We start from the raw sequence: 25573 nt of genomic DNA, 5'->3' as shown, positions 1-25573 counted from the left end.
AGCCAAGTATTACATAAATTATAAAACATTACCCGAAGATGGAATACCCTATTGGGATTTTAATGACACTAGTATACCAAATGCACCAAGAGACGCTTCTTCTGCAGCAGTAATGGCTTCTGCATTATTAGAATTATATACTTTTACAAAAAACCAAGCCTATTTAGACTATTCAAATAAAGTAATAACCACACTAAGTTCTGATAAATATCTATTAAATGATGCCGTAAATGGACCATTTATTTTAGATCACAGTACTGGAAATTGGCCTAAAAAAGATGAAATTGACCAGCCAATTGTATATGCTGATTATTATTTTTTGGAAGCAATTATTAGAAAACAATCTCTTTAATTTTTATGAAATTCAAAATTCACACTCACTCATACTTACTAATTGTAATTTTATTATTTGGTTTTAACGCTATCTATGCCCAAAAATCAGAAACTGTAGTCAGATCTAAAACCAACTTGAATTTAGATTGGAATTACCTAGAAAATGATGCCAAAAATATATCAGAAGTTAAAAACGCAACGAATTGGGTTGCCTTAAACTTGCCTCATTCTTGGAACAGTCAAGACGCAACCGATAATGAACCTGGCTACAGAAGAAGTGCAAGTTGGTATAAAAAAAATCTTGTTATTTCAAATATTAATCCCAATAAACTATATAAATTATATTTTGAAGGTTCTAATATTACCACAAAAGTATATGTAAACGGAAAAGAAGTTGGGGAGCACATTGGAGGATATATCGGATTCACTTTTGATATTACTAAATTTATAAATGAAGGAAATAATGAGGTTTTCGTGCGTGTTGATAATAGTTATAACATTGAAATAATTCCATCTCAAAAAAGCGATTTTATTATTTATGGAGGAATCACAAGAGATGTTTGGTTACTTTCAATGGCAAAAAACAACTTAGATGCCATTAAAATAATTACACCTAAAGTTTCAGAAAAATTAGCTTCATTAAATGTAATTGCAACAGTAAAAAATCTTCAAAATCCTAACAGTTTCAATTATGTAGCCCAATTATCAAATCCAAAAGGAAAAATAGTAGCGACAAAAAAAGGAAATTTATCAGGAGAGGAAACTACAATTGCTTTTAATGATATTAAAAATCCTGAATTATGGGATATAAAAAAACCAAATTTATATACTGTTGCGGTTTCATTATTAGAAAATGGAATTGAAAAAGATAAAATTGAAGATAAAGTAGGTTTTAGATGGTTCGAATTTAAAGATAACGGTCCTTTTTTTCTCAACGGAAAAAGAGTATTAATTAGAGGAACCCACCGTCATGAAGAACACGCTGGGGTTGGGGCAGCAATGTCAAATGAACAACAGCGAAAAGATATGGAATCTATAAAAGATATGGGCGCTAACTTTGTTAGATTGGCTCATTATCCTCAAGATCCCGAAGTTTACAAAGCGTGTGACGAACTTGGATTATTAGTTTGGGACGAATTACCTTGGTGTCGTGGTGGCATTGGAAATGATGTTTGGCAAACTAATGCTAAAAATATGCTTACCGAAATAATACAACAAAATTACAACCACCCATCTATTATTCTATGGTCATTAGGAAATGAAATGAGTTGGTTGCCCGATTTTGAAGATGGTGATAATACCAAAAGAATGAACGTTTTTTTAACAGAACTTAATGATATTGCTCACAAATTAGATCCTAATCGTAAAACTGTAATACGTAAATATGAAGAAGGTTCAAAAATTGTAGATGTCTTTTCTCCCTCAATTTGGTCGGGCTGGTATTCTGGTAGTTTCAAAAGTTACAAGAAAGCTATTGACAAATATAAATTAGATTACAAGCACTTTATTCATGCTGAATATGGCGGTGACAGTCACGTTGGCCGTCATTCTGAAAATCCAATTAATGGAGAAGGTCAAATAAAATCAGAAGGTTGGGAAGAAGCAATTGTACAAACTAAAGTTGCTAATATTGCCCAAATTGGTGATTGGAGCGAAAATTATATTGTTGATTTATTTGACTGGCATTTGCATATTTCTGAAAACGATCCAACATTTGTCGGCAATATGCAATGGGCTTTTAAAGACTTTGCAACGCCTCTTCGCCCTGAAGATGATATTCCGTATATGAATCAAAAAGGATTAGTTGACAGAAATGGAAATCCTAAAGATGCGTATTATGTATTCAAAAGTTACTGGAGTGATAAACCATTTACTTATATCGAATCACATACTTGGACAGAGCGTCAAGGACCAAAAAGCACCCCCCGAATTTTGAATGTTTTTAGTAATTGTCCTAAAGTGGAGTTCTTTCAAAATGGTGTTTCATTAGGAATAAAAACAAGAGATATTACCGCTTATCCAGCATGCGGATTGACTTGGGAAGTAAATTTTGCAGAAGGGAAAAATACCTTTGTTGCTGTTGGAATTACAAATGACGGAAAAAAAGTAACCGATACTATTGATGTAAATTATCGTTATACAAAAAATGGTGCTGCCGATGGATTAAAATTATCAGCAGAAAAAATGAAAAATGGAAATTATTTGGTAACCGCTATTGCAGTCGATAAAAATAAATTACGTTGTTTGGATTATGAAGACAGAGTATATTTCCAATGTTTATCAGGTGGTCAAACACTAAAAAACCAAGGAACTCCAACAGGAAGTGAGTCAATTAGAATGTCAAATGGGAAAGCGTCAATAGAAGTTATTCCAAATACATCAAGTGATTTTATTGAAATGAATATCTTAAATCAAAATTTTAAGGGAGAATTTTTAAAATTCAAAAAACAATAAATCAGGTATTTCTACCTCTTTCAAATGAAAAAAATTAGCCTAAAAGTTGTTGTATTACTTATTGGAATTACAACTATTAGTTGTTCTAATAGTAAGATGGCTTTTAATTTAAATGAAATTGAAAGAAGTCGCGTTCTAAAAAATGCTGAGGATTATTTGAATGAAAGTCCTGAAACAGTAACAGCCACAAATTGTGTTAGAAGTGCGGGAACCCGTCACGATTTTTATTCCGAAGGTGATTATTGGTGGCCAGATGAAAAAAATCTGGAAGGTCCTTATATTAGAAAAGACGGATTGACTAATCCAGCAAATTTCACTTCACATCGAGAAGCATTAATACGGTTTAGTCAAATATCTGGCGCTTTGGCCTCTGCTTATATTCTAACTAATGATAAAAAATATTCAGAAAAATTAGCCCTTCATTTGAAAGCTTGGTTTGTAAATCAGGATACTAAAATGAATCCTAATTTACTATATGCTCAAGCAATAAAAGGAGTCGCAACTGGTCGTGGCATTGGAATTATTGATACTGTTCATTTGGTTGAGGTTACCAAAGCAATTCATGCCATTGAAAATTCATCAGCACTTTCAAAAACTTATTTAGAAGTTATTAAATCATGGTTTTCAAATTATTTACATTGGATTACAACCCATGAATATGGAACTGCAGAACGTGATAATGGGAATAATCACAGTGTATGTTGGACAATGCAAGTAGCTGCATTTGCGGATTTAATTGGTGATGAAAAAACCATGGATTTTTGTAGAAACTTTTATAAAAACACATTGTTACCTAACCAAATGGAAAAAGACGGTAGTTTTCCTTTGGAATTAAAAAGAACAAAACCCTATGGTTATTCTTTGTTTAATTTAGATGCAATGACAAGTATTTGTCAAATATTATCAACCAAAAAAGACAATCTTTTTACATATACTTCAAACGACGGAAAAAATTTAGAATTAGGATTAAAATTCATGTTTCCATATATAGAAAATAAAACAGATTGGCCGTTTCAACATGATGTTATGTATTGGGATGAATGGCCAGTGAGACAATCGAGCTTACTTTTTGGTGGAATAGCCTATAAAAACAAAAAGTATATTAAATTATGGAAATCGCTTAACGCCAATTTTACAACGCCCGAAATTGTAAGGAACATGCCAGTTCGAAATCCTATTTTATGGGTATTAAAATAAATATTAGTTAAACTTAAATCAATTTACGAAGTCTAAAAAAAAAATAATTAAATAAAATAATGAAAAAATTAATCGCAGCTTCACTTTTAGGTATAATATCATTTTCTACTATTATCGCTCAAGAAAAAACAAAACCAAATGTACTTTTTATCGCAGTAGACGATTTGAAGCCACTTTTAGGTTGTTATGGGAATACGCTGGTAAAAACCCCAAATATAGATCGATTGGCAAAAATGGGTACGGTTTTTTTGAATAATTATTGCCAACAAGCGGTTTGCGGACCAACACGTGCAAGTCTTTTAACAGGAATGCGACCAGATGTGACTAAAATACGAGATTTACATACTAAAATGAGGGATATGAATCCTGATATTGTAACACTTCCAGAGTATTTTATCAGTCAAGGTTATACTACTTCTGGAATTGGTAAAATATTTCATCCGAGTTGTGTGGACAAAAAAGTTGATCCGCAATCTTGGTCTATTCCATTCTTATTTCCAAAAGAATCAGATTATTATAATGGTTTTCCTGTCCAAAAACATTATCAATCTCCTGAATTAAAAGCATTAAATGCAAAAGAGGAAGTTGATAAAGGAAAAGATAAAAAGAAAGACAAAAAAGAAGCAGATGATGAAGAAGGTGCAAGAGGACCTGCTTTTGAATGTCTTGATTTACCGGATGATGCCTATGATGACGGTGTTAGTACTAAACTAGCAGTAAAGCAAATTGAAAAGTTAAATGCTGCCAAAAAACCATTTTTCATGGCAGTCGGATTTCGCAAACCACATTTGCCTTTTGTATCTCCAAAAAAATATTGGGATTTGTACAATCGTGAAGATATGCCAGTAGCTGAATTTCAAGAACATGCGGCAAACAGTAAAGATTTCCCATATCAAAATTCGGGAGAAGTAAGTAGCTATTCCGGAGTTAAAGAATTTGCGAAATATACTGATAAAGGTGTTAATAAATTTGGTTTAGCCATCGAAAAACAAAAAGAATTGGTTCATGCTTATTATGCAGCGGTTTCTTACACCGATGCTCAAGTTGGTATTTTATTGAACACATTAGAAAAATTAGGAACACTTAATAATACCATTATTGTACTTTGGGGAGATCACGGTTGGCATCTTGGAGATCATGATATGTGGGGAAAACATACGAATTATGAGCAAGCAACCAAAGCACCTTTAATTATTGCTGCACCAGGAATTAAATCTGGTCAATCAAAATCAATGACTGAATTTGTGGATGTATTTCCTACACTTTGTGAATTAGCAGTTGGTAAAGTACCAACGTATTTGGATGGAAAAAGTTTGGTTCCAGTAATGAAAAATAATAAAGTTTCTGTAAAAGAATATGCAATGAGTCAATATCCAAGAAAAATGGATAAAGCTGATATTAATAAAGCTGTAGATGGAAAAGGAAAGCTAACGGGTTACTCAATGCGAACAGAACAATATCGTTACACGGTATGGTTGAAAAATTTTACAAGTGACCAAGTTTACAGTACTGATAAAGTTTACAATAAAGAATTATACGATTATTTTAAAGATCCATTAGAAAAAGTAAATGTTGCTAACGATAAAAAATATGCAGAAATTGCTGCCGATTTAGATAAAAAATTAGTTGCTTATTTCAAATCAAAAGAAGTTAAATTATAGTCAATAGCATTTTTATGAAAAATCAATATTTCAAATTAGCTTATTTATTATTCTTATTTGCAATTACAACTTCTGTTTTTGCACAAAATAAATCAACCAATAAACCTAATATTTTATTTATTGCAGTTGACGACTTAAAACCTGTTTTAGGGTGTTATGGGAACACATTAGTGAAAACCACAAACATAGATAGATTGGCAAAAATGGCCACTGTTTTTAATAAGAATTATTGTCAACAAGCTATTTGTGGACCAACGCGTGCTAGTTTAATGACAGGAACTCGTCCTGATGCTACAAAAATCTGGAATTTAACGACACAAATGCGAGATGTAAATCCAAATACTGTGACACTTCCACAATATTTAATTACACAAGGATACACCACTTCTGGAATTGGAAAAATTTACCATCCTTCAAGTGCTATTGGTGGTGTTGATCCAGTTTCTTGGAGTATTCCCTATTTAAAATCTAAAGAATCTGATTTTCCAGCGGAATTTGGAATCCCTGCAAACGGGCAATATCAGTTGCCTGAAACGAAAGATAGAATGACACCAGAAATCATAGCTGAAAGAAAAAAACAGAGTAAAGATATGGCAGCAAATGATGAAAATCCCAAAAGCATTAAAGGACCTTCTACAGAATGTATAGATGTTCCAGATACTGCTTATCAAGATGGAGTGAATGCATTATTAGCGAAAAATCAAATTATTGCCCTTTCTAAAAGCGACAAACCTTTTTTTATGGCAGTTGGATTTTCTAAACCACACCTTCCATTCGTAGCACCAAAAAAATATTGGGATTTATACAAACGCGAAGATATGCCGATAGCATCATTTCAAGAGCATTCTAAAAATGGACCGCTTATTGCCTATCACCAATCGGGTGAATTACGTAATTATTTGGATATTCCTGAATTTGCAACTTTACCAGCAGATTCCCTTCGAATAGGTTTGCAACTTGAAAAACAAAGAGAACTTATTCATGGTTACTATGCAGCTATATCCTATATGGATGCGCAAGTGGGAATTCTATTGAATACTTTAGAATCTCTAGGAACTCTTGATAACACTATAATAGTTCTTTGGGGCGATCACGGTTGGCATTTAGGCGATCATGATTTATGGCACAAGCACACCAATTTTGAAGAAGCTACAAGAGCACCATTAATAATTGCTGGTCCTGGAATCAATGCAGGTAAAACAAGTTCGCTAACAGAATTTGTAGATGTATTTCCAACTATTTGTGACTTAGCAGGTGTTGCTGTTCCTAAAAATTTGGACGGAAAAAGTTTAAAACCTTTAATGTTGAACAATAAAACTAAAGGAAAAGAATATGCGATTAGTCAATACCCAAGGAAATTAAAAAAAGCTGAAATGGCTAAATTAGGTTACACCGATTCGAAAATGATGGGATACAGTTTGCGAACGGATCAATACCGTTATACCATTTGGATGAACAACTTTACGAGTAATGATACTTTCAATGAATCGCAAGTTTATGCTTCTGAAATGTATGATTATGTAAAAGATCCTTTGGAAAAAGTAAATGTTGTAAAGGATAAAAATTATACATCAATTTCAGCTACATTAAAATCAAAAATGATTGCATTTTTTAAGAGTCAAGAAACGAAACAATAGTTTCCCTGTAATTTTATTTTAAAATGAAAAAACACTACTTCCTTGTATTTCTAATAATTGTATTATTACAAGGAAATAGTAATGCTCAGACTTCAAGTTTGATTTCTGTTGGAACCAATGGTCGTTTAGTCTATACTGCAGATGCAAAAGGCAATGTAATACCTGATTTTAGCGCTGTAGGTTATAAAAATAGCGAAGTTCCAATTCCAACCGTTGGAGTTGTTAAAACTGTTTACGCTGTCTCGGGTGATAATTCTGCAAATGTTCAAAGCGCCATTGATTACGTTTCAACCCAGCCATTAAATAGCGATGGCTTTAGAGGAGCCATTCTTTTTAAAAGTGGTACTTATGAAATTAATACAGCAATAACAATAAATACTAGTGGAATAGTTCTTCGTGGAGAAGGTTTTGAAGGTAATGGAACCAATTTTAAATTTACTAGATCTATCATAAACGATACTCCTAACTCTCAAGATAACTTATTTAACTTTGTTGGAACTTCAGGTACTTTTTATAATTCATCTAATTCAACCAGAAAAGCAATTACGGATTCCTATGTTCCCATTGGTACCAAAAAAATTACCGTTGCTTCTGGACATAGTTTTGCTGTAGGCGACAAGGTTTTTGTGCACCGAATTCCAAATGCGGCTTGGATTAGCTTGTTAGGAATGGATTTGTTGACTACAATTGATCCTAACGCTGTAAATTGGACTGCTAGTGGTTATGACATGGATTCAGAAAGAAAAATAATGGCAATAAGCGGTAATATAATTACATTAGATGCTCCCATTATGGATGTTATTGACCCCCAATATTCTTCAGGAGAATTAGTTAAATTTACAGATAATAGAATTCAAAATTGTGGTATCGAAAATATGCGAATTTCATCAACCTATGCATCTCCTACAGATGAAAATCATGGTTGGGAAGCGGTCTCATTTGATAATATTTACAATAGCTGGGCTCGTAATTTAGAAGTGTATTATTTTGGATATTCGGCAGTTCATATTAATTCTGATGCTAGTTTTATTACTGTTGATAGTTGTAAAATGTTAGATGCAAAATCTATAATTGATGGTGGTAGAAGGTATTCATTTAATTTAGATGGACAGCGATGTTTGGTTCAAAATTGTGTAACTAGAGATGGTCGTCATGATTATGTAAACGGAAGTAGAACTTGTGGCCCGAATGTTTTTTATAATTCATCTTCTACCCTTCAAAACAGTGATATTGGTCCTCATCACCGTTGGTCTACCGGAATTTTATTTGATAATTTAACTGGTGATGGAAGAATGAATGTTCAAAACCGATTGGACATGGGAAGCGGTCATGGCTGGGCCGGAGGACAAATTATGTTTTGGAATTGTAACGCTACAAGAATGGTTATTCAAGATCCGCCGGGCGATGAGATAAATTGGGCAATTGGTTGTATTTCCCCAGATATAACTGGTAATGGTGATGCCACTACAGAACCAATAGGTGTAATCCAATCGCAAGGAATACATATAGAAGCAATTCCAAGCTTATTTATGGCACAATTAAATGATAGAATAACTACCTTATCTAGTAATCAATTTGACTCACTTGATACCGAAAATCAAATTTTTATTACCCCAAATCCAGCTAGTTCTCAAATTACAATTCATTCCAATCAAATGTTTACTTCAAAAAGCAAGATTTCTATATTTAATGTAAATGGACAAATTGTTAAAAAACAAATGGATATAGTTAATTATTCTGATGATAAATTGGCATTCAATGTTGATGTTTCTAATTTGAATGATGGTATTTATTTTGCTGAAATAATAAACGACACGAATTCTAAAACCATTAAATTTATACTTAAAAAATAGATTTTAATTAAATATTATAAAAATGAAAAATTTCAAATTAGTTACTTTTTTAGTTTTGCTAAATTTATTGTTTATACAAAAATTGAAAGCAACAGAATATACGGTTTATTCTATAGCTGAATTGAAAGCCGCTATTACTAATTCCGCTGCAAACGATATAATTAATCTAGCTGATGGTACTTATTTAAATACTACTTTGACAATTAGTAAAAATAGAATCACGGTAAAGGCTTTAAATCTTGGCGGTGTGTTTTTAAATGGAACTAATAATATTACAATTTCTGGAAACTATGTTACTTTTAGTGGTTTTCAGTTTACATCTGGTGATATTGGGAGTAATTCTTTACTCAAAATTTCTGGTGATTATAATAAGATAACGCATTTGAATTTTAGTAATTATTATGCAAAAAAATATATAGAAATTCAAGAAGGTTCAAAATACAATCAAGTTTCATATTGTAATGTAGAAAAAAAGCCGGCTGCAGCAGAAATTGGTTGTACGATACAAATATCAACTTCTCCCACAGTTCCTGGTTATCATAAAATCAGCTACTGTTCTTTTCAAAACTATTATGGATTGGGTGGAGATAATGGAAATGAACCAATTCGAATTGGCCTAGGTGCTGAATATCTCAATAAATCAGGAACTATTGTAGAACACTGTTATTTCGATAATACGGGATCTGGAGACAGTGAAAGTATATCAATAAAATGCCAAGAAAATGTTGTTCGTTATTGTACGTTTACCAACCAACAAAACGCAATGTTAGTTTTCAGAAATGGAGATAATAATGTGGCTTATAGTAATTTTTTCATTAATGCGGGTGGAATAAGAGTCAAAGAAGCCAATAATATTTATTGTTACAACAATTATTTTGAAAATTCGGGGTTGGGAAGTTCTGCTGATGCAGTTACTTATGTTTATGTATCACCTTCAGCTCCGACCACACTAGATCCACCTAGAACAATTAATCTTAATAATATTAATTTTATTCACAATACTTTTTATAATTGTGGCGATATAGATTTAGGAGGAATAGGTGCTACAAATAATACATGGGCAAATAATATTTTCAAAAAAAGTTCTAATGCAGGTGATATTTTTAATAATCCAAATTCAGGGACTTCTTGGCTAGGAAATATTCGTCAAGGAACTTTAGGATTTTCTATTCCTACAGAAATGTCCAATACACCTCCAAATTTAGCTTTAAACTCTGACGGTTTTTACGGATTATCATCGAGCAGTCCTGTAAATAATGCAAATTCTAGTTATCCAACTATTTTGGATATTGCAAACATTGATGATGACCCCAATTTATTATTTGATATAAGTGGACAAGCAAGACCTGCAACTTTAACTCTTAAAGATGTGGGTTGCGATGAATATTATTCCACAGGAACAACTACGAACCATCCATTGACTTTAGCAGAAGTTGGGCCTTCTTATTTAGTGACACTTGCAACAGGTGTAATAGATGTAAGAACTACAAAAGCAATTGTTTTTCCAAATCCTGTAAAAAATAATTTAACGATTCAATTTCCAAATACGATTAATGGCGATACAGAAGTAACAATCATTACTGTAAATGGTCAAGTGGTAAAAAAACAAATTATTGCTCAAATTGAGTTAATTGACTATCAAAAACAGCTTGATGTAACCGATTTAAAAAACGGAATTTATCTAATGCAATTGCATTCAACTAATTATTCGAAAGTGTTAAAAATTGTTATTCAAAAATAATAAATCGCATTAAACCTTTTTAAAATAAGAGCATCCTACTATACAAACTAATTAAAATGAAAAATTATCCAAAATTTATTAAAGTAATTACAATCGTTTTTACACTTTTGTTCCTTTTGCCCCTTACGGCGCAAGAAAAAACAAAACCTAATATTCTATTTATTGCTGTTGACGATTTAAAACCTATTTTAGGATGTTATGGAAATACTTTAATTAAAACCCCAAATATTGATAGATTGGCAAAGATGGGAACAGTTTTCATGAGTAATTATTGCCAACAAGCGGTTTGTGGACCAACAAGAGCGAGTATAATGACAGGAAAACGCCCAGATTATACTAAGGTTTGGGATTTAAAAACCAAAATGCGTGACATCAATCCAGATATTTTGAGTTTGCCTCAATATTTAGTGTCGCAAGGATATTCAACACAGGGAATTGGCAAAATCTATGATTCTCGTTGCGTCGATAAAAAAATGGATGCCCCTTCTTGGAGCGTTCCATATTATAATTATTTCAAAACGGAAGAGCGTTATTATGCTAAAGAAACCGGAATGCCAATCTTAGGAGCTTATCAATTGCCTGAAACAAAAGAATTGGCTGCGAAATATACCAAAGAAGGACAAGATAAAGGTTTAGCCGATAAAGAATTGGATGATTATGTTTCAAAATTGGTAAAACCATCCGTTGAATCTGCTGATGTTCCTGATAATGCCTATAATGATGGAGCAAATGCTTTACGTGCATTAGAAATATTAGAAAAATTAAAATCTGATTCTAAACCATTCTTTTTCGCGGTTGGTTTTTCTAAACCGCACTTGCCTTTTGTAGCCCCAAAAAAATATTGGGATTTATACAAAAGGGAAGATATGCCTCTGGCTGCTTTTCAAGAAAAATCAAAAAATAGTGTAGAGGCAGCCTATCATAATGCTGGAGAAATTAGAGCCTATAACGATATTCCACCTTTGTTGTCTTTTACGGATCAAAAAGATTTTGGATTGACTTTACCAATCGACAAACAAAAAGAATTAATTCACGGTTATTATGCTGCCGTTTCTTATACAGATGCTCAAGTTGGGAAGTTATTAGATAAATTAGATGCTTTAGACTTAACTAAAAACACTATTATTATCCTTTGGGGAGACCACGGTTGGCATTTAGGCGATCATAATATTTGGTGTAAACATACTAATTTTGAACAAGCAACTCGAACACCAATGATCATTTCTGCACCAGGAATTCCGGCTTCAACTACTAATGCTTCAACAGAATTTGTTGATGTTTTTCCAACATTATGTGATTTAGCAGGAGTTGCAATACCACAAACTTTAGACGGAAAAAGCTTAATGCCATTAATGAATAAGAAAGCAAAATCAGTAAAAGACTTTTCTATTAGTCAATATCCACGCAGCGGAACTAAAAGTGAAACCGAACGTCAAGGTTACGCTTCATCAAAAGTGATGGGCTATTCTTTGAGAGATAAAAGATACCGATATACGATTTGGATGACTAATGATTTTAGAAGCAATCAAACTTTCAATGCCGATTTGATAGTGGGAACCGAATTATATGATTACGATAAGGATCCAAATGAAACTAATAATGTGGCAGATGACAAAGAGTATAAATCGGTTGCAAAGGATTTGAAAGCTAAAATGCTAGATTTTTTAGCGTCTCAAGTAAAGTAGATGTTCTAACAATGGCAAGAAATTAATTTATAATTTATAGTATCCTAAATCTAAAAAAATATGAAATACAATATTTCAGTCATTTTTCTAATGCTTATTTTATTTATTAATAACCCTTACACAATAGTGGCTCAAACTATTATTAAAAAAAAGGGCGCTACAAAATCCTGCTGTACCGCTACTATCCCTAATAGATTTGGAGTTAAAACGAAATCTAATTCTAAAGAAAAATTAATAACAAATACTCCTACAACTAGTCCTATGGGCATGGTTTGGATACCCGGCGGAACTTTTGCTATGGGAGGTGATAACGACCAAGCGCGTCAAGATGAATTTCCAAAACATGCTGTAAAAGTTAGTGGTTTTTATATGGATGTTACAGAAGTTACTAATGCGCAATTTGCAAAATTTGTAGCTTCGACTGGATACATCACAACCGCAGAAAAAGATATCAATTGGGAGGAACTAAAAAAACAATTGCCTCCAGATACCGAAAAACCAAATTCCGAAACATTGAAAGCTGCCTCTTTAGTGTTTGTACCAACTGAAGGCGAAGTGAGTTTGCAAGATTACAGTCAGTGGTGGAGTTGGTCGCACGGTGCAGATTGGAAACATCCAAAAGGAAAAGAAAGTAATATTGAAGGAAAAGATAATTATCCTGTAGTTCATGTTAGTTGGGATGATGCCAATGCGTATTGCAAATGGGCTGGAAAACGATTGCCAACCGAAGCCGAATGGGAATATGCTGCCAGAGGAGGACTGATTAAGAATGTTTATACTTGGGGAAATGAAAGCGTAGATGAGGGCAAAGTTCATTGTAATATATTTCAAGGAAATTTTCCCTATAAAAATGAGGCAACCGATGGATTTATTGGCGCAGCACCAGTAAAATCTTTTGCGCCAAACGGCTATGGGTTATATGACATGGCTGGAAATGTTTGGGAATGGTGCGCCGATAAATACAATAACACCTATTATGATTCCTTCAAAAAAGTTAAAGTGGCATTAAATCCAAAAGGGCCATTAAAAAGTTACGATCCTGATGAACCTTTGGTAGCCAAAAGAGTTATGCGAGGCGGTTCGTTTTTATGCAATGAATCATATTGTAGTGGTTACAGAGTTTCGGCAAGAATGAAAAGTTCAGCTGATTCTTCTATGGAACATTTAGGATTTAGATGTGTTTCTAATTAAATAATTATTTATGAGGACTATCTTTTTAATATTTATATTATTAGCATTTAAGGGCGAAATATCTTTAGCAAAAAATCATTTGCATTATCCATTTGAAAGTACTAAAGATTCGATTGCATTAGATAATGCCTATATGCGTGTCCTTCGAGATGGAGCCGCTTGCACTTTAGCAAATACACCAAATTTTGGAACAAGAATTATTGTTGCATTAGATAAAATAAAATTTAAAAGCAATCGAGGTACAATAAAGATTAATAGAGGTGGAATTGCCGTTTTTTTAGAGAATGAATTCTATGATTTGCCTAAAGGATCTTATTTTGAAATTGCCTTAAAGAAAGAACATCCACCTTTGACAAAACCAAGTGAATGGTTAGAGCCTTTAAAAAACAAAATTATATATGAGAATACTGAATTTCGAGTTTTTGAAGAACGACTAAATCCCGGAGATACTAGAGCATTACATAGTCATGCGCAACGAGTGGTGGTGAGACTTAATCAAGTGCAATTAACCGATCCTCGATATTCTCCAAATGGTAAACCCGGCACCGGAATTCAAGTTGCAAATACAGTAAAATTTGCAGAGTCAGTGTTACATGTAACTAAAAACCTTAGTGATATCCCATTATTTAATATTGTCATTGAATATAAAATTGAGCATAATTAATAGATGAAAAACAGATTACAAAATAACCTTTTTGTTTTACTAGTAATTTTTACTGGTACTATTTATGGGCAAGAATTCTCTAAAGGAAAATTGCTTTATAGTAATGCTTTATCTAATTCCGAAATGGTAAAAGATTGGATACTAGAAGGCCCTGCAAAAGTGGAATTCAAAAATAATTGGATGCATATATATTCGCCTAATGAAGAAGGCCATCATGTTTTTTGGTGTCCAAAAGATTTTCCTGGTAATTTCATTGCGGAATGGGAAGCTCAAAATCAGGAAATAGATGCTGGTTTGTGTATTGTTTTTTTCTCGGCTAAAGGATTGAAAGGAGAAAGTATTTTTGATGTTTCGATGCCAAAAAGAACCCTAGGGACTTTTACCGATTATACCAAAGGCGCTATGAATGATTACCATATTTCCTATTATGCTAATGGAAGAGATAACCCGAACAGGGAAACCGCCAACTTAAGAAAAAATAAAGGTTTCCATTTGGTGCAAACAGGTGAAATTGGAATTCCAGTGCAATCAAAAGCAATTCATAAAATGAAATTAATAAAGCATGAAGGTAAAATTCTTTTGTTTGTAGATGAGAGAAAAGTTATCGATTGGACTGATGACGGAATCAAATATGGAAAAATTCTAGAAGATGGAAAAATTGGATTTAGACAAATGCAATGGACCCATTTTGCCTACAGAAATTTTGAAGTTTGGGAAAACATAAAATCAACCAAAATAAATAAGATTAAATAGTACAACATGAAAAACAAATCGATATTACTGCTAGGTTTCGCTAGTTTAGTTATTATTACTGCTTCTTCTTTTCAACTTTTGGATTCTAAATTCAAGAATCACCAAATTGAAAAAAATGTCTGTAAAAATGCTAAATTTACTAAAACCGATTTTGAATCTTTTTTATCAGATAGAGAAAACACTAATAAACCAGTTATAGCTTCATTAACAAATCAAGGAGTTTTAGTAAATAATTCTACTAAAATATTAGCGCCAAATGCTAAGCCCAATATTCTCCTTTTTATAGCTGATGATATGACCTCTATAGATTGTGAACCCTATGGAAATAAAGACGTTCATACACCCAATCTAACAAAATTGGCAAATGAAGGTTTGTTATTTGATAATATGAATAATGCTACTGCCATGTGTGGTCCCACACGTCAGAGTTTATACACTGGTTTATTTCCAGTAAAAAACGGTAGTTACCCTAATCATGCTCAAGTATATGACAACATCGTTTCGGTTGTTCAGCATTTCAAAAAAATTGGTTATCGTGTGGCTTTGATAGGAAAACAACATTACGCTCCAATGGCAAACTTTCCTTTTGAATATTTGGGAGGAAGAAACAGTGATAATGGTGAAGGAAAAGATGTAGAACTAGCTGATGCAGAAAAATGGATTAATAAAGATACTTCTAAACCCTATCTACTGATTGTTGCTTCAAACCAACCGCATGGTCCTTGGAACAGAGGCGATGTGAAACAATATGATGCAAGCAAAATCTCAGTCGCTCCTTATATGGTTGATACCGAAGAAACCAGAGAAAGCTTGATTAAGTACTACGCCGAAATCACCTACATGGATAGTCTTGTGGGTAAATGTACTAAGATGGTAGATAATCAAAAGAATAAAGACAATACCTTATTTCTTTTTGCTAGTGAACACGGAAGTTCCATGCCATTTGCTAAATGGACTTGTTATAATATGGGATTAAAATCGGCATTTATTGCTCGTTGGCCTAAAGTAATTAAGCCAAATACTAGAACCGATATTTTAGCTCAATACATTGATGTAGTGCCAACGCTATATGAGGCAGCAGGAGGCGATCCTGAGACTCTAAGAGGAGATAAAGAAGGCAAAATAAAACTAGACGGAAAAAGTTTTTATGCTACTTTCAAGGGAAAATCTAAAGAAGTTCGTGAATATGTTTATGGTGTTCATACTACTAGAGGAATTAAAAATGGATCCGATAATTACCCAGTTCGTTCCATTCAAGATCATGACTATAAATTAATTTGGAATTTAAGTTATAACGAACCCTTTTTATCTTCTGGTTCGCAGCCCAAAAACAAATTATATAATAGTTGGTTAAAAGCAAAAAATACAACGCCAAAAAAAGCAGCACACGCTAAATTGTATAGAAACCGACCAGAATTTGAATTGTATAACATCAAAAAAGATGTTTATGAATTAGATAATTTAGCAGATGATAAATCGTTAACTTCTGTAAAAATTAAATTGGTTGCTGAATTAAAAAATTGGATGAATGACCAAGGAGATAAAGGTATTAAAACCGAAGCCGAAGCATTAAGACATTTTAAAGGAGATACTTTAAATTGGAAAACATCCGGAGATTAGTATATTTAACTTTTATTTCGCCCCTATTTTTAATAATTTCAAAATGGTAAATCCAAAAGTAGTTATTTCGTTTCTCATTATTTTTTTGATAGTAAGAAATTTGCAAGCTCAAATTAATAGCTCTAAAGAAAGTGGTTTTCCTAAAACGATGGCTATTGATGGGAAAGACTTGCAAAAAAATTATGATTTAATTCTGGCTAACGATGCTGATAAAGTTAGAGCACTAAAATCGCTTATAAAAAAAGCAGATAAATTAATCGAAGAAGCAAATGAATATTCTGTAATGAATAAAAAGCAATTGCCTCCTAGTGGTGACAAACACGATTATATGAGTACCGGTCCTTATTGGTGGCCAGATCCATCAAAACCCGATGGATTACCTTATATTAAAAAAGACGGGCAAAGAAATCCTACTTATTACGATATCTCTGATTCGCAAGAAATTGACAAGATTGAAGACGCCTCTTTATCATTGGCTTTAGCTTATTATTTTACAAAAGAGTTGAAGTATGCTAATTTTGCTTCAAAACTCATAAAAACCTGGTTTTTAAATCCTGAAACACGACAAAATCCACACCTTAATTTCGGTCAAGGAATCCCAGGTTTAAATACTGGTCGGGGAACAGGTATAATAGAAACTCGAGATTTATTTCGAGTGGGAGATGCCGCCATTTTAATTCAAAATACACCCAATTGGAACACCAAAGACCACGAGGAATTAAAAAAATGGTTTTCTGAATATTTAACTTGGATGCTTGAAAGTCCAATTGGCAAAGATGAAGCTGATTCAAAAAACAACCATGGAACTTTTTATAGTGAACAAGTAATTGCATTTGCACTATTTTCCAATAGATTAGATGTCGCTAATAGTGAAATTGAAGTTTTTAAAAACAGAATGGAAAGCCAATTAAAGTCAGATGGAAGTCAGCCTTTTGAATTGGCAAGAACAAAATCATGGAACTATGTTAACATGAATTTATATGGCTATTTTTTAATCGCAAAATTGGCAGAAAATAACAATGTATCCCTTTGGAATCAACAAATAAGTGAGGGCAAAAACATCAAAAATGCCTTGGAATGGATTGTCCCTTATTTAAAAAATGAAAAAATTTGGGAATATGAGCAAATTCAAAAAATTAGTTTTGGAGAAACGATTAAGATTTTAAAACTGGCTGCAAAAAAATATTCCAATCCTGAATATGAAACATTAGCCAAAAAAATAGACTTAAAAACCTATCAATCTGATATTATTGAATTAACCTATTAATATGATTAAAGTCATGAATAAATTCTCTTTCACTCTTGTATTGGTTGCATTTGCAACTATTTTTAGTGTTTCTGCTCAAAATAAAAAAGTTAAAAAGGAAACTTCTAAACCTAATATTATATACATTCTTGCTGATGATTTAGGTATTGGAGATGTTAGTTGCTATGGTTCGGATAATAATAAAACTCCGATTATTGATCAATTGGCAAAAGGAGGAATTAGATTTACCCATGGCTATACCGCACCACTTTGTGGACCTTCAAGAGCAATGATTCTTACAGGAAGATATGCATTTAGGACTGGTGCTGTAAATCAAGATATGGTTGCTCAAATTAAACCAGAGAATGAGGTTTTGATACCATCAGTTTTAAAACCAGAGGGATATGCTACTGCTATGGTAGGGAAGTGGAGCCAGTTTGGGTTAACGCCTAAAGATTTTGGATTTGATGATTATATTACCTTTCAAGGCAGTGGAGATTATTGGGCAACCGAAAAAAAGAAATCAGAAAATTATATCGAAAATGGAATAAATAAAAAGTTAGATACTTTAACTTATATGCCCGACTTGATGCATAAACATTTAGTTGATTTTATAACATTAAACAAAGACAAACCTTTTTTCCTATATTATTCAATGGTTCACGTTCACGCATTAATTCAGCGAACGCCAGACAGTAAGCCTGGAAGTGATTTATATGAGGATAATACTGCTTATATGGACAAGTTAGTGGGAAAACTATTAAGCACACTTGATGATTTAAAATTAAGAGAAAATACCCTAATCGTTTTCATGGGTGACAATGGAACCGCAAGTCAATATGCGGGGAGAAGTACAATTCGAGGGAAAGCACTTTCAGGCAAAAAAGGGACTATGCTTGAATGTGGGAGTTTAGTTCCTACCATAGCCAACTGGCCAGGAGTTATTGAAGCTGGTAAGGTGAATGATTTATTAATAGACTCAAGTGATATCTTGCCTACTTTTGCAGATTTGGCTGGGGCAAAGTTGCCAACAAAAAATATCATTGATGGTCGTAGTTTCTTGCCTCAATTATTAGGAAAAAAAGGAAATCCGAGAGAATGGATTTTTATTGAATTAGGAAATAAATGGTATGTTCGAGAAGCTAAATGGAAATTAAATCGTGAAGGAGAGCTATTTGACATGAGCAATGCACCTTTTGAAGAAAAGTTGGTTACTGATATTAAATCCGATAAAGAAGCGAGTCAAGCGCATGATCGCCTTCAAAAAGTACTACAAGAATTGAGTCCTGAAAAAGGCATTTTAGACAATGCAGGTGGAAGTGGAAGACATGCTAGTAATGTGGATAAGAAAAAGGGGAAAACAGGAGAATAATCCATCCATCCATATAAGTTAGTTTTAAGCCTAACTAAAATAGTAAAGAAAAAGGTATTCGAAAGAATGCCTTTTTTTATGGATAAAAGTATTAAGTTAGTATTTTAATTCTTCAAACATTTTTTTAAATCATTATTAAATAAATACATATAACTTTATAGACTTTTATTTTTTTTATGAAAACTATAAAAAAGTAAATTAATAAATACAAGATGTACAATTTTTATACCATTAACGGATTTTTATCAAACCAAGAACCTATATTTTTACGCTTCAAATAAATTTTGTTATTTAACATTATTTTATGATAATTTACAACCAAAAAAATTTAATTAACCATAAGTTATGAAAAAACCACTATTATTTTTTTTACTAATTTTCACTTCAATCGTATACAGCCAAGGTGACCCTAAGAAAGTATCAGGAAAAGTTGTTGACGACAAAGGCATTCCAATTCCAAATGTAACTGTAACATTTGAAGATAAAGATTCCTTCACTGATTTGGATGGAAAATATACTATTGAAGTAAAAAATTCTAAATCAATATTAAGATTTTCCTATCTAGGATTTGCTCCACAAATTGTGGTTGTTGGGAAAAATAAAGAAATTAACATTACGCTTCTAGAAGAAAAAAATCAACTAGACGAAGTCGTTGTTATTGGATATGGAACTCAAAAAAGATCTAATGTGACGGGTGCTATTTCCAAATATAAAAATGAGAAATTGGATGAAATCGCGGTTTCAAGACTTGATCAGGCTTTGCAAGGAAAAATTGCTGGAGTTCAAGTTCAAAATATTTCTTCTGAAGCAGGTGCCGATGCTCAAATTACTGTCCGTGGAATTAGCTCCATAAATGCAGGAGCAAATCCTTTAGTTGTTGTTGATGGACAACCAATTCCTGATGGTTTGGGCACAATTAACATGGCAGATGTAGCCTCTGTTGAGGTGCTAAAAGATGCTGCTTCTGCTGCAATTTATGGTTCTCGAGGAGCAAGTGGAGTTATATTAATTACCACCAAAAGCGGAAAAGCAGATAAGACAAGATATTCATTTAAATACAGTACTGGATTTAAAAGTGCGTATCAAAAATATGATCTTTTATCAACTTCTGAATATACGGAGTTGCTTTACAGAGAACAGGCGATTAGAAATACCGATCCAGCAATTCAAGCTGAAGGTTTAATCAATCCAAATGCTTTAAATATATTCTATCAAGGGAGTCCTACCAAAGTAAATAACTTACTTGCAGCCTACATAGTAGAACAAACAATGCTTGGAGGCAAAGGATACAACTATCAGGATGAAGTTTTAAGAACTGCCGAATTCAAAAACATCCAATTTAGTGCTACTGGAGGAACAAAAAGTCTAAAATATTATATTTCTGGAGGGTATCAAGGTGACGAGGGTATTATGTTGAAGAGTAATTTCCAAAAATTAAATTTCAGAACCAAATTTGATATTGATTTGAGCAAAAGAGTTAAATTATCTGTGAATATAAACCCGTCTTACACTACAAAAGAATCGCCTTCTGAAAACTTGACGAATTTTTGGCGTTATCCAACATGGCTTCCTTATGAACACAATGATTTAACGGCAGCTTTTGTAAACCAAAACCCACAGTGGGTAAGTATTCAACCGGGTGATTATGCCCACCCTAGACACTTTATTGGATTAACATATACTGGAACTTATCCTGATGGATCTCAATTGATTTTGCCAGACGGTACAACTTTTACTCCTGCAACTGGTTCTCCTTCCAATTCTGCTCAAAATAATCCAATGGCTTCTTTATTGAGCCATGATATAAATGCAAAATCATATGGTTTGCAAAGTGGCGCCATATTAAATGTAAATTTATTTCCTGGCTTAGATTTCAAAACAATGAATACGCTTTATATGAAATATGACACCAAGTTAGATTGGACAGATAGAAATGCAGATGGTGATGGAATTGTAAACAAAGGTATTTACTATGATAATACATATCTTGATTTGTTAACTGAAAATACTTTGAATTATAAAAAAGAATTTGAAAATAATTCCTTAGAATTATTAGCAGGATTTACGGCACAACAAACCAAGAGTACCAATACTCAAACTACAGGATTAGATTATCCAAGTGACAATATAACCACATTAAACAATGCACTATTTATTGATAAATCAGGTACTTTTGGATCTAAAAATCAAGTGGGGTTGCTGTCTTATTTAGGTAGAATAAACTATGCATATAAAAGCAAATACCTTCTCTCTGCGAGTTATCGTACTGATGGTAGTTCCTATTTTGGACCAGGAAGAAAATGGGGAAGTTTTCCAGCGGCTTCTATTGGTTGGGTTGTTAATAAAGAATCGTTCTTAGATAAAGTAGATTGGCTCAATAAATTAGCATTTAGAGCAAGTTATGGTGTTTCTGGGAATAATAGAATTTTGAATTATGGTTTTCAAAATTTGTTATCATCTGCTAATTACTCATTTGGACCTGGAACAGGAACTCAATCTGGTGGTCAAGTTGAAAACCCCAACATAAATGCGAATGAAGACATTACATGGGAACGAACTTATCAAACTAATTTTGGTCTTGATGTAGCATTATGGAATAACAGATTTAGTTTGTCAGTAGATGTATATAATTCTGTAACAGACAAATTACTTTTGCAACAAGCAACAATGGCTTTTTCAGGCGTGCCACTTTCATGGAATAATATAGGAAGTCTCTACAATAAAGGATATGAATTTGAATTAGCGGCTACAATTTTAAAATCCAATAACTTTAAATGGTCTACTTCTTCTAATTTATCACATACACAAAATAGAATCAAGGAGTTAGGCAATGAAGCGTATTTACTTAATTATGGTGAAAGAAATGAAATTTACAAAAGCGTTGTTGGGGGTCCTTTAGTTCAATTTTTCGGATATAAAACAGACGGTATTTGGATTTCTCAAGCCCAAATTGACGCTTCTGGATTAACTTCAGATTTACCATCGGTTTTTAAACCAGGCGGATTAAGACTTGTTGATGTGGATGGTAATGGAATTATTGATACAAATGACAGAACAATAATAGGAGATCCCTATCCAGATTTCACTTGGGGTTTTACAAACAATTTTACCTTTAAAGCATTTGATTTTAGTTTTACATGGCAAGGTGTTCAAGGTGGAGAATTAATTAATGGAGATCCAAACTATGGCGAAACTAAATCAAGAAATGCTAATTATAATTCAAACCGTTGGATTAGCCCTGCAAATCCTGGCGACGGAAGAACTCCTTATGAAGAAATTGGTTTTAACTGGATGTTAACAGATTACGTAGTTGAAGACGCTTCATATTTTGCCCTTAGAGAAGTTAATTTAGGCTACACATTACCAGTTTCTTTAGCAAAGAAAATAGGGTTAAGTTCTTTACGTTTGTATTCTTCAGCTCAAAACGTATATTTCCGTTCAGCCAGCGGGTATAGAGGAATTAATTCAGAGGGTCGATCTACCTCAGGGCCTTACAGTTCTGCTTTAGTGGCAGGTTACCAAAGAGGAGCATTTCCAATTGCCAAAACAATTGTTTTTGGAATAGATATTAATTTTTAATTTAAAAAGTAGTTACAATGAAAAACTCAATCAAATATTTAAGTATTGTATTATTAGTTGCAATATCTAGTTGTTCTGATTATATCGATTTAAATTCTGAATCGAATATTATTGCTGAAAACTATTATTCAAATTATACTGAATTACAAACAGGTTTAACAGCTTGCTATAACGGGCTTCAAAAGCCATTAAGCGATGAATGGTCATTAACAGAACTTAGAAGTGATAATACCGTAATGGATGGTGGTACCAGTACTTCTACGCCAAATCTTGATTTAGCCTTTTTAGATCAGTTTTATCCTCCTACGACGCATCAAGGACTTTATAAATATTGGTTAAATACCTATAATAATATTAAAAATACAAATACTGTGTTGAATGCTGCTGGTGCAAATTATAATCCAACAACTGGAATTATTGAATATGAGTCCGTGTCAATTGATGCTACGGCTGATCAATGTAAAAAAATTGCTGCAGAAGCTTCTTTCATCAGGGCCTATCACTATTTTAATTTAGTGCGTTTGTACGGTCGTGTGTTTTTAATTGATGAACCAATTACTCCCGAACAAGCCAAAACAATAAATCGTTCTTCGGTTACAGACAATTATAAATTAATTGAAGCCGATTTGTTAAATGCTATTACAAATGGTAATGTAGCTGCATTTACAGCAAATTCTGTTGATCTTGGTCATGCTAATGTATGGGCGGCAAAAGCATTATTGGCAAAAGTATATCTAACATTAAATAGAAAAGCGGAAGCAGCAACATTGCTTAATAGTATTATTAGTTCGGGAGGATATAGTTTACAAGATACTTATGAAAGCGTTTTCTCTGTGAACAACGAAATGAATTCCGAAATACTTTTTGCTATTCGATTTAAAGGGGGAGGGCTAGGAATGGGTAATCCATTGTCTAATTTATTTGCACCAACTAATTCTGGAAATGCAATAATTAATGGTGATGGGAAAGGATATAATACTCCAGTATTAGAAATTACTAAGCCTGGGTCCAACAATCCCAGCTCCCCTAATTACTACGTCAACAATATTGACCCATCTGCAGTAAGAAAGGGAGTTAATATTGGTTTGTATGGGACTAGTGATTTTTATGTAAAAAAATATATTTCGCCAACTGTTTTAGCAAATGACTCCGAAAATGATTGGCCAGTTATTCGATATGCAGATGTATTACTAATGAAAGCAGAAGCTGACGGTAATAGTACTGCAAGTATAGATATTATAAATCGAATACGAACCAGAGCGCTTATTCCTCTTTTACCAACAACTGCAACACTAGCTGTTTTTGAAAAAGCATTGGCAGATGAAAGAAGGTGGGAATTTGCTTTCGAAAATCAACGTTGGTTTGATATTCTTAGATTTTCTACAACAATGTCTTCTTTATCTGCATCTACAGATCCTTTTCCTGGATTAAAATTACAAGGCGCAGAGTATATTATGAAAAAACATTTTACAAATATGTATAGAAAAATATATAGTAGCTTTAATGTATTACCAGTAACACTAACCGAACTTCAATCAAATGCTAACGTGGATCGTTTTTTATTGCCAATTCCTCAGTATGAAATTGATACAAATTCGTTTTTAACGATTCCTCAAAATCCAGGTTACTAAGAATAAAAAAACAGTGATTATTAAAAATTATAATCACTTTTTTTTTAAACATTATTTATCAATTTTTATATCAGCTTTTTTTAAATTTATATCAAAATAAAAAAAATAATACACAATGACCACATCCTACGAAACAAGATACGCTTCAAATCCACAAGCCGTAAAAGAATATAATACAGCCCAATTAAGAGCCGAATTTCTAATTGACAATTTAATGCAATTAGGAAAAGTAAACCTTACCTATTCTCATTACGACAGGTATATTGCGGGTTCTGCAGTGCCTTTGGAACCATTAACTTTAGAAACTATTGACCCTCTAAAATCTAGTTATTTTCTAGAAAGAAGAGAATTAGGAATCATTAATGTTGGTGGAAGTGGCTCTGTTATTGCCGATGGGGTAATTTATGAATTGGGTTTCAAAGATGCCTTATATATTGGAAGTGGTACTAAAGAAGTAGTTTTCAAAAGTGATGATATTTCAAATCCAGCTAAATTTTATTTGAATTCTGCTCCCGCGCATACCAATTATCCGAATAAAAAAGTTGGCCTTGCTGAAGCAAATAAACTGCAATTGGGTTCTATAGAAACTGCTAATCATAGAACGGTAAACCAAATGATTATAGGCGGAATTGTAGCTACTTGCCAATTGCAAATGGGAATGACAGAATTGAAAACAGGAAGTGTTTGGAACACAATGCCAGCACACGTTCACGACAGAAGAATGGAAGTATATTTCTATTTAGATATTCCAGAAAACCAAGCCGTGTGTCATTTTATGGGTCAACCTCAAGAAACGCGTCATATTTGGATGAACAATCACCAAGCGGTAATTTCTCCACCATGGTCAATTCATTCAGGGGCAGGAACATCCAATTATACTTTTATTTGGGGAATGGCAGGGGAAAACCTTGATTATGGAGATATGGATGTATGCAAAATAACAGAATTAAGATAAT

16 protein-coding genes and 1 pseudogene are annotated in these 25573 nt (G+C 32.9%); all 17 read left to right on the top strand.

Annotated features, from left to right (window positions below):
• Positions 1-352, top strand: a pseudogene (locus tag ACOYLT_RS02150) (glucuronyl hydrolase); the annotation flags it as partial.
• 5 nt (positions 353-357) lie between these two features.
• Positions 358-2787, top strand: coding sequence for a glycoside hydrolase family 2 protein (locus tag ACOYLT_RS02145; protein ID WP_422852196.1), 2430 nt, complete (start codon positions 358-360; stop codon positions 2785-2787).
• Positions 2788-2811: 24 nt separating this feature from the next.
• A complete protein-coding gene (locus ACOYLT_RS02140; RefSeq protein ID WP_422852195.1) occupies positions 2812-3984 on the top strand; it encodes an alginate lyase family protein in 1173 nt (390 codons plus the stop codon).
• A gap of 59 nt (positions 3985-4043) precedes the next feature.
• Positions 4044-5645, top strand: a complete 1602-nt coding sequence (locus ACOYLT_RS02135) for a sulfatase (protein WP_422852194.1) — start codon at positions 4044-4046, stop codon at positions 5643-5645.
• Positions 5646-5659: 14 nt separating this feature from the next.
• Positions 5660-7282 carry a sulfatase gene (locus ACOYLT_RS02130; RefSeq protein ID WP_422852193.1) on the top strand — a complete coding sequence of 541 codons (1623 nt, stop codon included), beginning with the start codon at positions 5660-5662 and terminating at the stop codon, positions 7280-7282.
• A gap of 23 nt (positions 7283-7305) precedes the next feature.
• Positions 7306-9135 (top strand): T9SS type A sorting domain-containing protein, encoded by a 1830-nt coding sequence (locus ACOYLT_RS02125; protein ID WP_422852192.1) that lies wholly within the window; start codon positions 7306-7308, stop codon positions 9133-9135.
• 22 nt (positions 9136-9157) lie between these two features.
• Positions 9158-10876, top strand: coding sequence for a chondroitinase-B domain-containing protein (locus ACOYLT_RS02120; protein WP_422852191.1), 1719 nt, complete (start codon positions 9158-9160; stop codon positions 10874-10876).
• A gap of 56 nt (positions 10877-10932) precedes the next feature.
• The gene (locus ACOYLT_RS02115) at positions 10933-12561 is read left to right on the top strand and encodes a sulfatase (protein ID WP_422852190.1); all 1629 of its coding nucleotides are present in this window, start codon (positions 10933-10935) and stop codon (positions 12559-12561) included.
• A 60-nt stretch (positions 12562-12621) separates the two neighbouring features.
• Positions 12622-13752: a formylglycine-generating enzyme family protein gene (locus tag ACOYLT_RS02110; RefSeq protein ID WP_422852189.1), complete on the top strand. Its 1131-nt coding sequence runs from the start codon at positions 12622-12624 to the stop codon at positions 13750-13752.
• Between the two features lie 10 nt (positions 13753-13762).
• Positions 13763-14416, top strand: a complete 654-nt coding sequence (locus ACOYLT_RS02105; protein ID WP_422852188.1) for a hypothetical protein — start codon at positions 13763-13765, stop codon at positions 14414-14416.
• 3 nt (positions 14417-14419) lie between these two features.
• A complete protein-coding gene (locus ACOYLT_RS02100; protein ID WP_422852187.1) occupies positions 14420-15169 on the top strand; it encodes a DUF1961 family protein in 750 nt (249 codons plus the stop codon).
• Between the two features lie 6 nt (positions 15170-15175).
• Positions 15176-16789, top strand: a complete 1614-nt coding sequence (locus tag ACOYLT_RS02095; protein WP_422852186.1) for a sulfatase family protein — start codon at positions 15176-15178, stop codon at positions 16787-16789.
• A 43-nt stretch (positions 16790-16832) separates the two neighbouring features.
• A complete protein-coding gene (locus ACOYLT_RS02090; protein ID WP_422852185.1) occupies positions 16833-18056 on the top strand; it encodes an alginate lyase family protein in 1224 nt (407 codons plus the stop codon).
• 13 nt (positions 18057-18069) lie between these two features.
• Positions 18070-19407 carry a sulfatase-like hydrolase/transferase gene (locus ACOYLT_RS02085; protein ID WP_422852184.1) on the top strand — a complete coding sequence of 446 codons (1338 nt, stop codon included), beginning with the start codon at positions 18070-18072 and terminating at the stop codon, positions 19405-19407.
• 345 nt (positions 19408-19752) lie between these two features.
• The gene (locus tag ACOYLT_RS02080; RefSeq protein ID WP_422852183.1) at positions 19753-22986 is read left to right on the top strand and encodes a SusC/RagA family TonB-linked outer membrane protein; all 3234 of its coding nucleotides are present in this window, start codon (positions 19753-19755) and stop codon (positions 22984-22986) included.
• Positions 22987-23003: 17 nt separating this feature from the next.
• Positions 23004-24617, top strand: coding sequence for a RagB/SusD family nutrient uptake outer membrane protein (locus ACOYLT_RS02075; protein ID WP_422852182.1), 1614 nt, complete (start codon positions 23004-23006; stop codon positions 24615-24617).
• Positions 24618-24732: 115 nt separating this feature from the next.
• Positions 24733-25572 carry a 5-dehydro-4-deoxy-D-glucuronate isomerase gene (kduI, locus tag ACOYLT_RS02070; RefSeq protein WP_422852181.1) on the top strand — a complete coding sequence of 280 codons (840 nt, stop codon included), beginning with the start codon at positions 24733-24735 and terminating at the stop codon, positions 25570-25572.
• The last annotated feature ends 1 nt before the right edge of the window (position 25573 follow it).

Origin of the sequence: Flavobacterium sp. (assembly GCF_049318185.1) — a bacterium.
Taxonomy (GTDB): domain Bacteria; phylum Bacteroidota; class Bacteroidia; order Flavobacteriales; family Flavobacteriaceae; genus Flavobacterium.
Note: the sequence above shows the minus strand (reverse complement) of the source record. Positions and strands in the feature narration are given on the sequence as shown.

What these genes read in the sequence shown, in the direction of transcription:
- ACOYLT_RS02095 (WP_422852186.1), top strand. Translation starts at nt 15,176, where the DNA reads ATGAAAAACAAATCGATATTACTGCTAGGTTTCGCTAGTTTAGTTATT.
- ACOYLT_RS02090 (WP_422852185.1), top strand. Translation starts at nt 16,833, where the DNA reads ATGGTAAATCCAAAAGTAGTTATTTCGTTTCTCATTATTTTTTTGATA.
- ACOYLT_RS02100 (WP_422852187.1), top strand. Translation starts at nt 14,420, where the DNA reads ATGAAAAACAGATTACAAAATAACCTTTTTGTTTTACTAGTAATTTTT.
- ACOYLT_RS02075 (WP_422852182.1), top strand. Translation starts at nt 23,004, where the DNA reads ATGAAAAACTCAATCAAATATTTAAGTATTGTATTATTAGTTGCAATA.
- ACOYLT_RS02120 (WP_422852191.1), top strand. Translation starts at nt 9,158, where the DNA reads ATGAAAAATTTCAAATTAGTTACTTTTTTAGTTTTGCTAAATTTATTG.
- kduI (WP_422852181.1), top strand. Translation starts at nt 24,733, where the DNA reads ATGACCACATCCTACGAAACAAGATACGCTTCAAATCCACAAGCCGTA.
- ACOYLT_RS02145 (WP_422852196.1), top strand. Translation starts at nt 358, where the DNA reads ATGAAATTCAAAATTCACACTCACTCATACTTACTAATTGTAATTTTA.
- ACOYLT_RS02080 (WP_422852183.1), top strand. Translation starts at nt 19,753, where the DNA reads ATGAAAAAACCACTATTATTTTTTTTACTAATTTTCACTTCAATCGTA.
- ACOYLT_RS02125 (WP_422852192.1), top strand. Translation starts at nt 7,306, where the DNA reads ATGAAAAAACACTACTTCCTTGTATTTCTAATAATTGTATTATTACAA.
- ACOYLT_RS02130 (WP_422852193.1), top strand. Translation starts at nt 5,660, where the DNA reads ATGAAAAATCAATATTTCAAATTAGCTTATTTATTATTCTTATTTGCA.
- ACOYLT_RS02135 (WP_422852194.1), top strand. Translation starts at nt 4,044, where the DNA reads ATGAAAAAATTAATCGCAGCTTCACTTTTAGGTATAATATCATTTTCT.
- ACOYLT_RS02085 (WP_422852184.1), top strand. Translation starts at nt 18,070, where the DNA reads ATGAATAAATTCTCTTTCACTCTTGTATTGGTTGCATTTGCAACTATT.
- ACOYLT_RS02105 (WP_422852188.1), top strand. Translation starts at nt 13,763, where the DNA reads ATGAGGACTATCTTTTTAATATTTATATTATTAGCATTTAAGGGCGAA.
- ACOYLT_RS02110 (WP_422852189.1), top strand. Translation starts at nt 12,622, where the DNA reads ATGAAATACAATATTTCAGTCATTTTTCTAATGCTTATTTTATTTATT.
- ACOYLT_RS02115 (WP_422852190.1), top strand. Translation starts at nt 10,933, where the DNA reads ATGAAAAATTATCCAAAATTTATTAAAGTAATTACAATCGTTTTTACA.
- ACOYLT_RS02140 (WP_422852195.1), top strand. Translation starts at nt 2,812, where the DNA reads ATGAAAAAAATTAGCCTAAAAGTTGTTGTATTACTTATTGGAATTACA.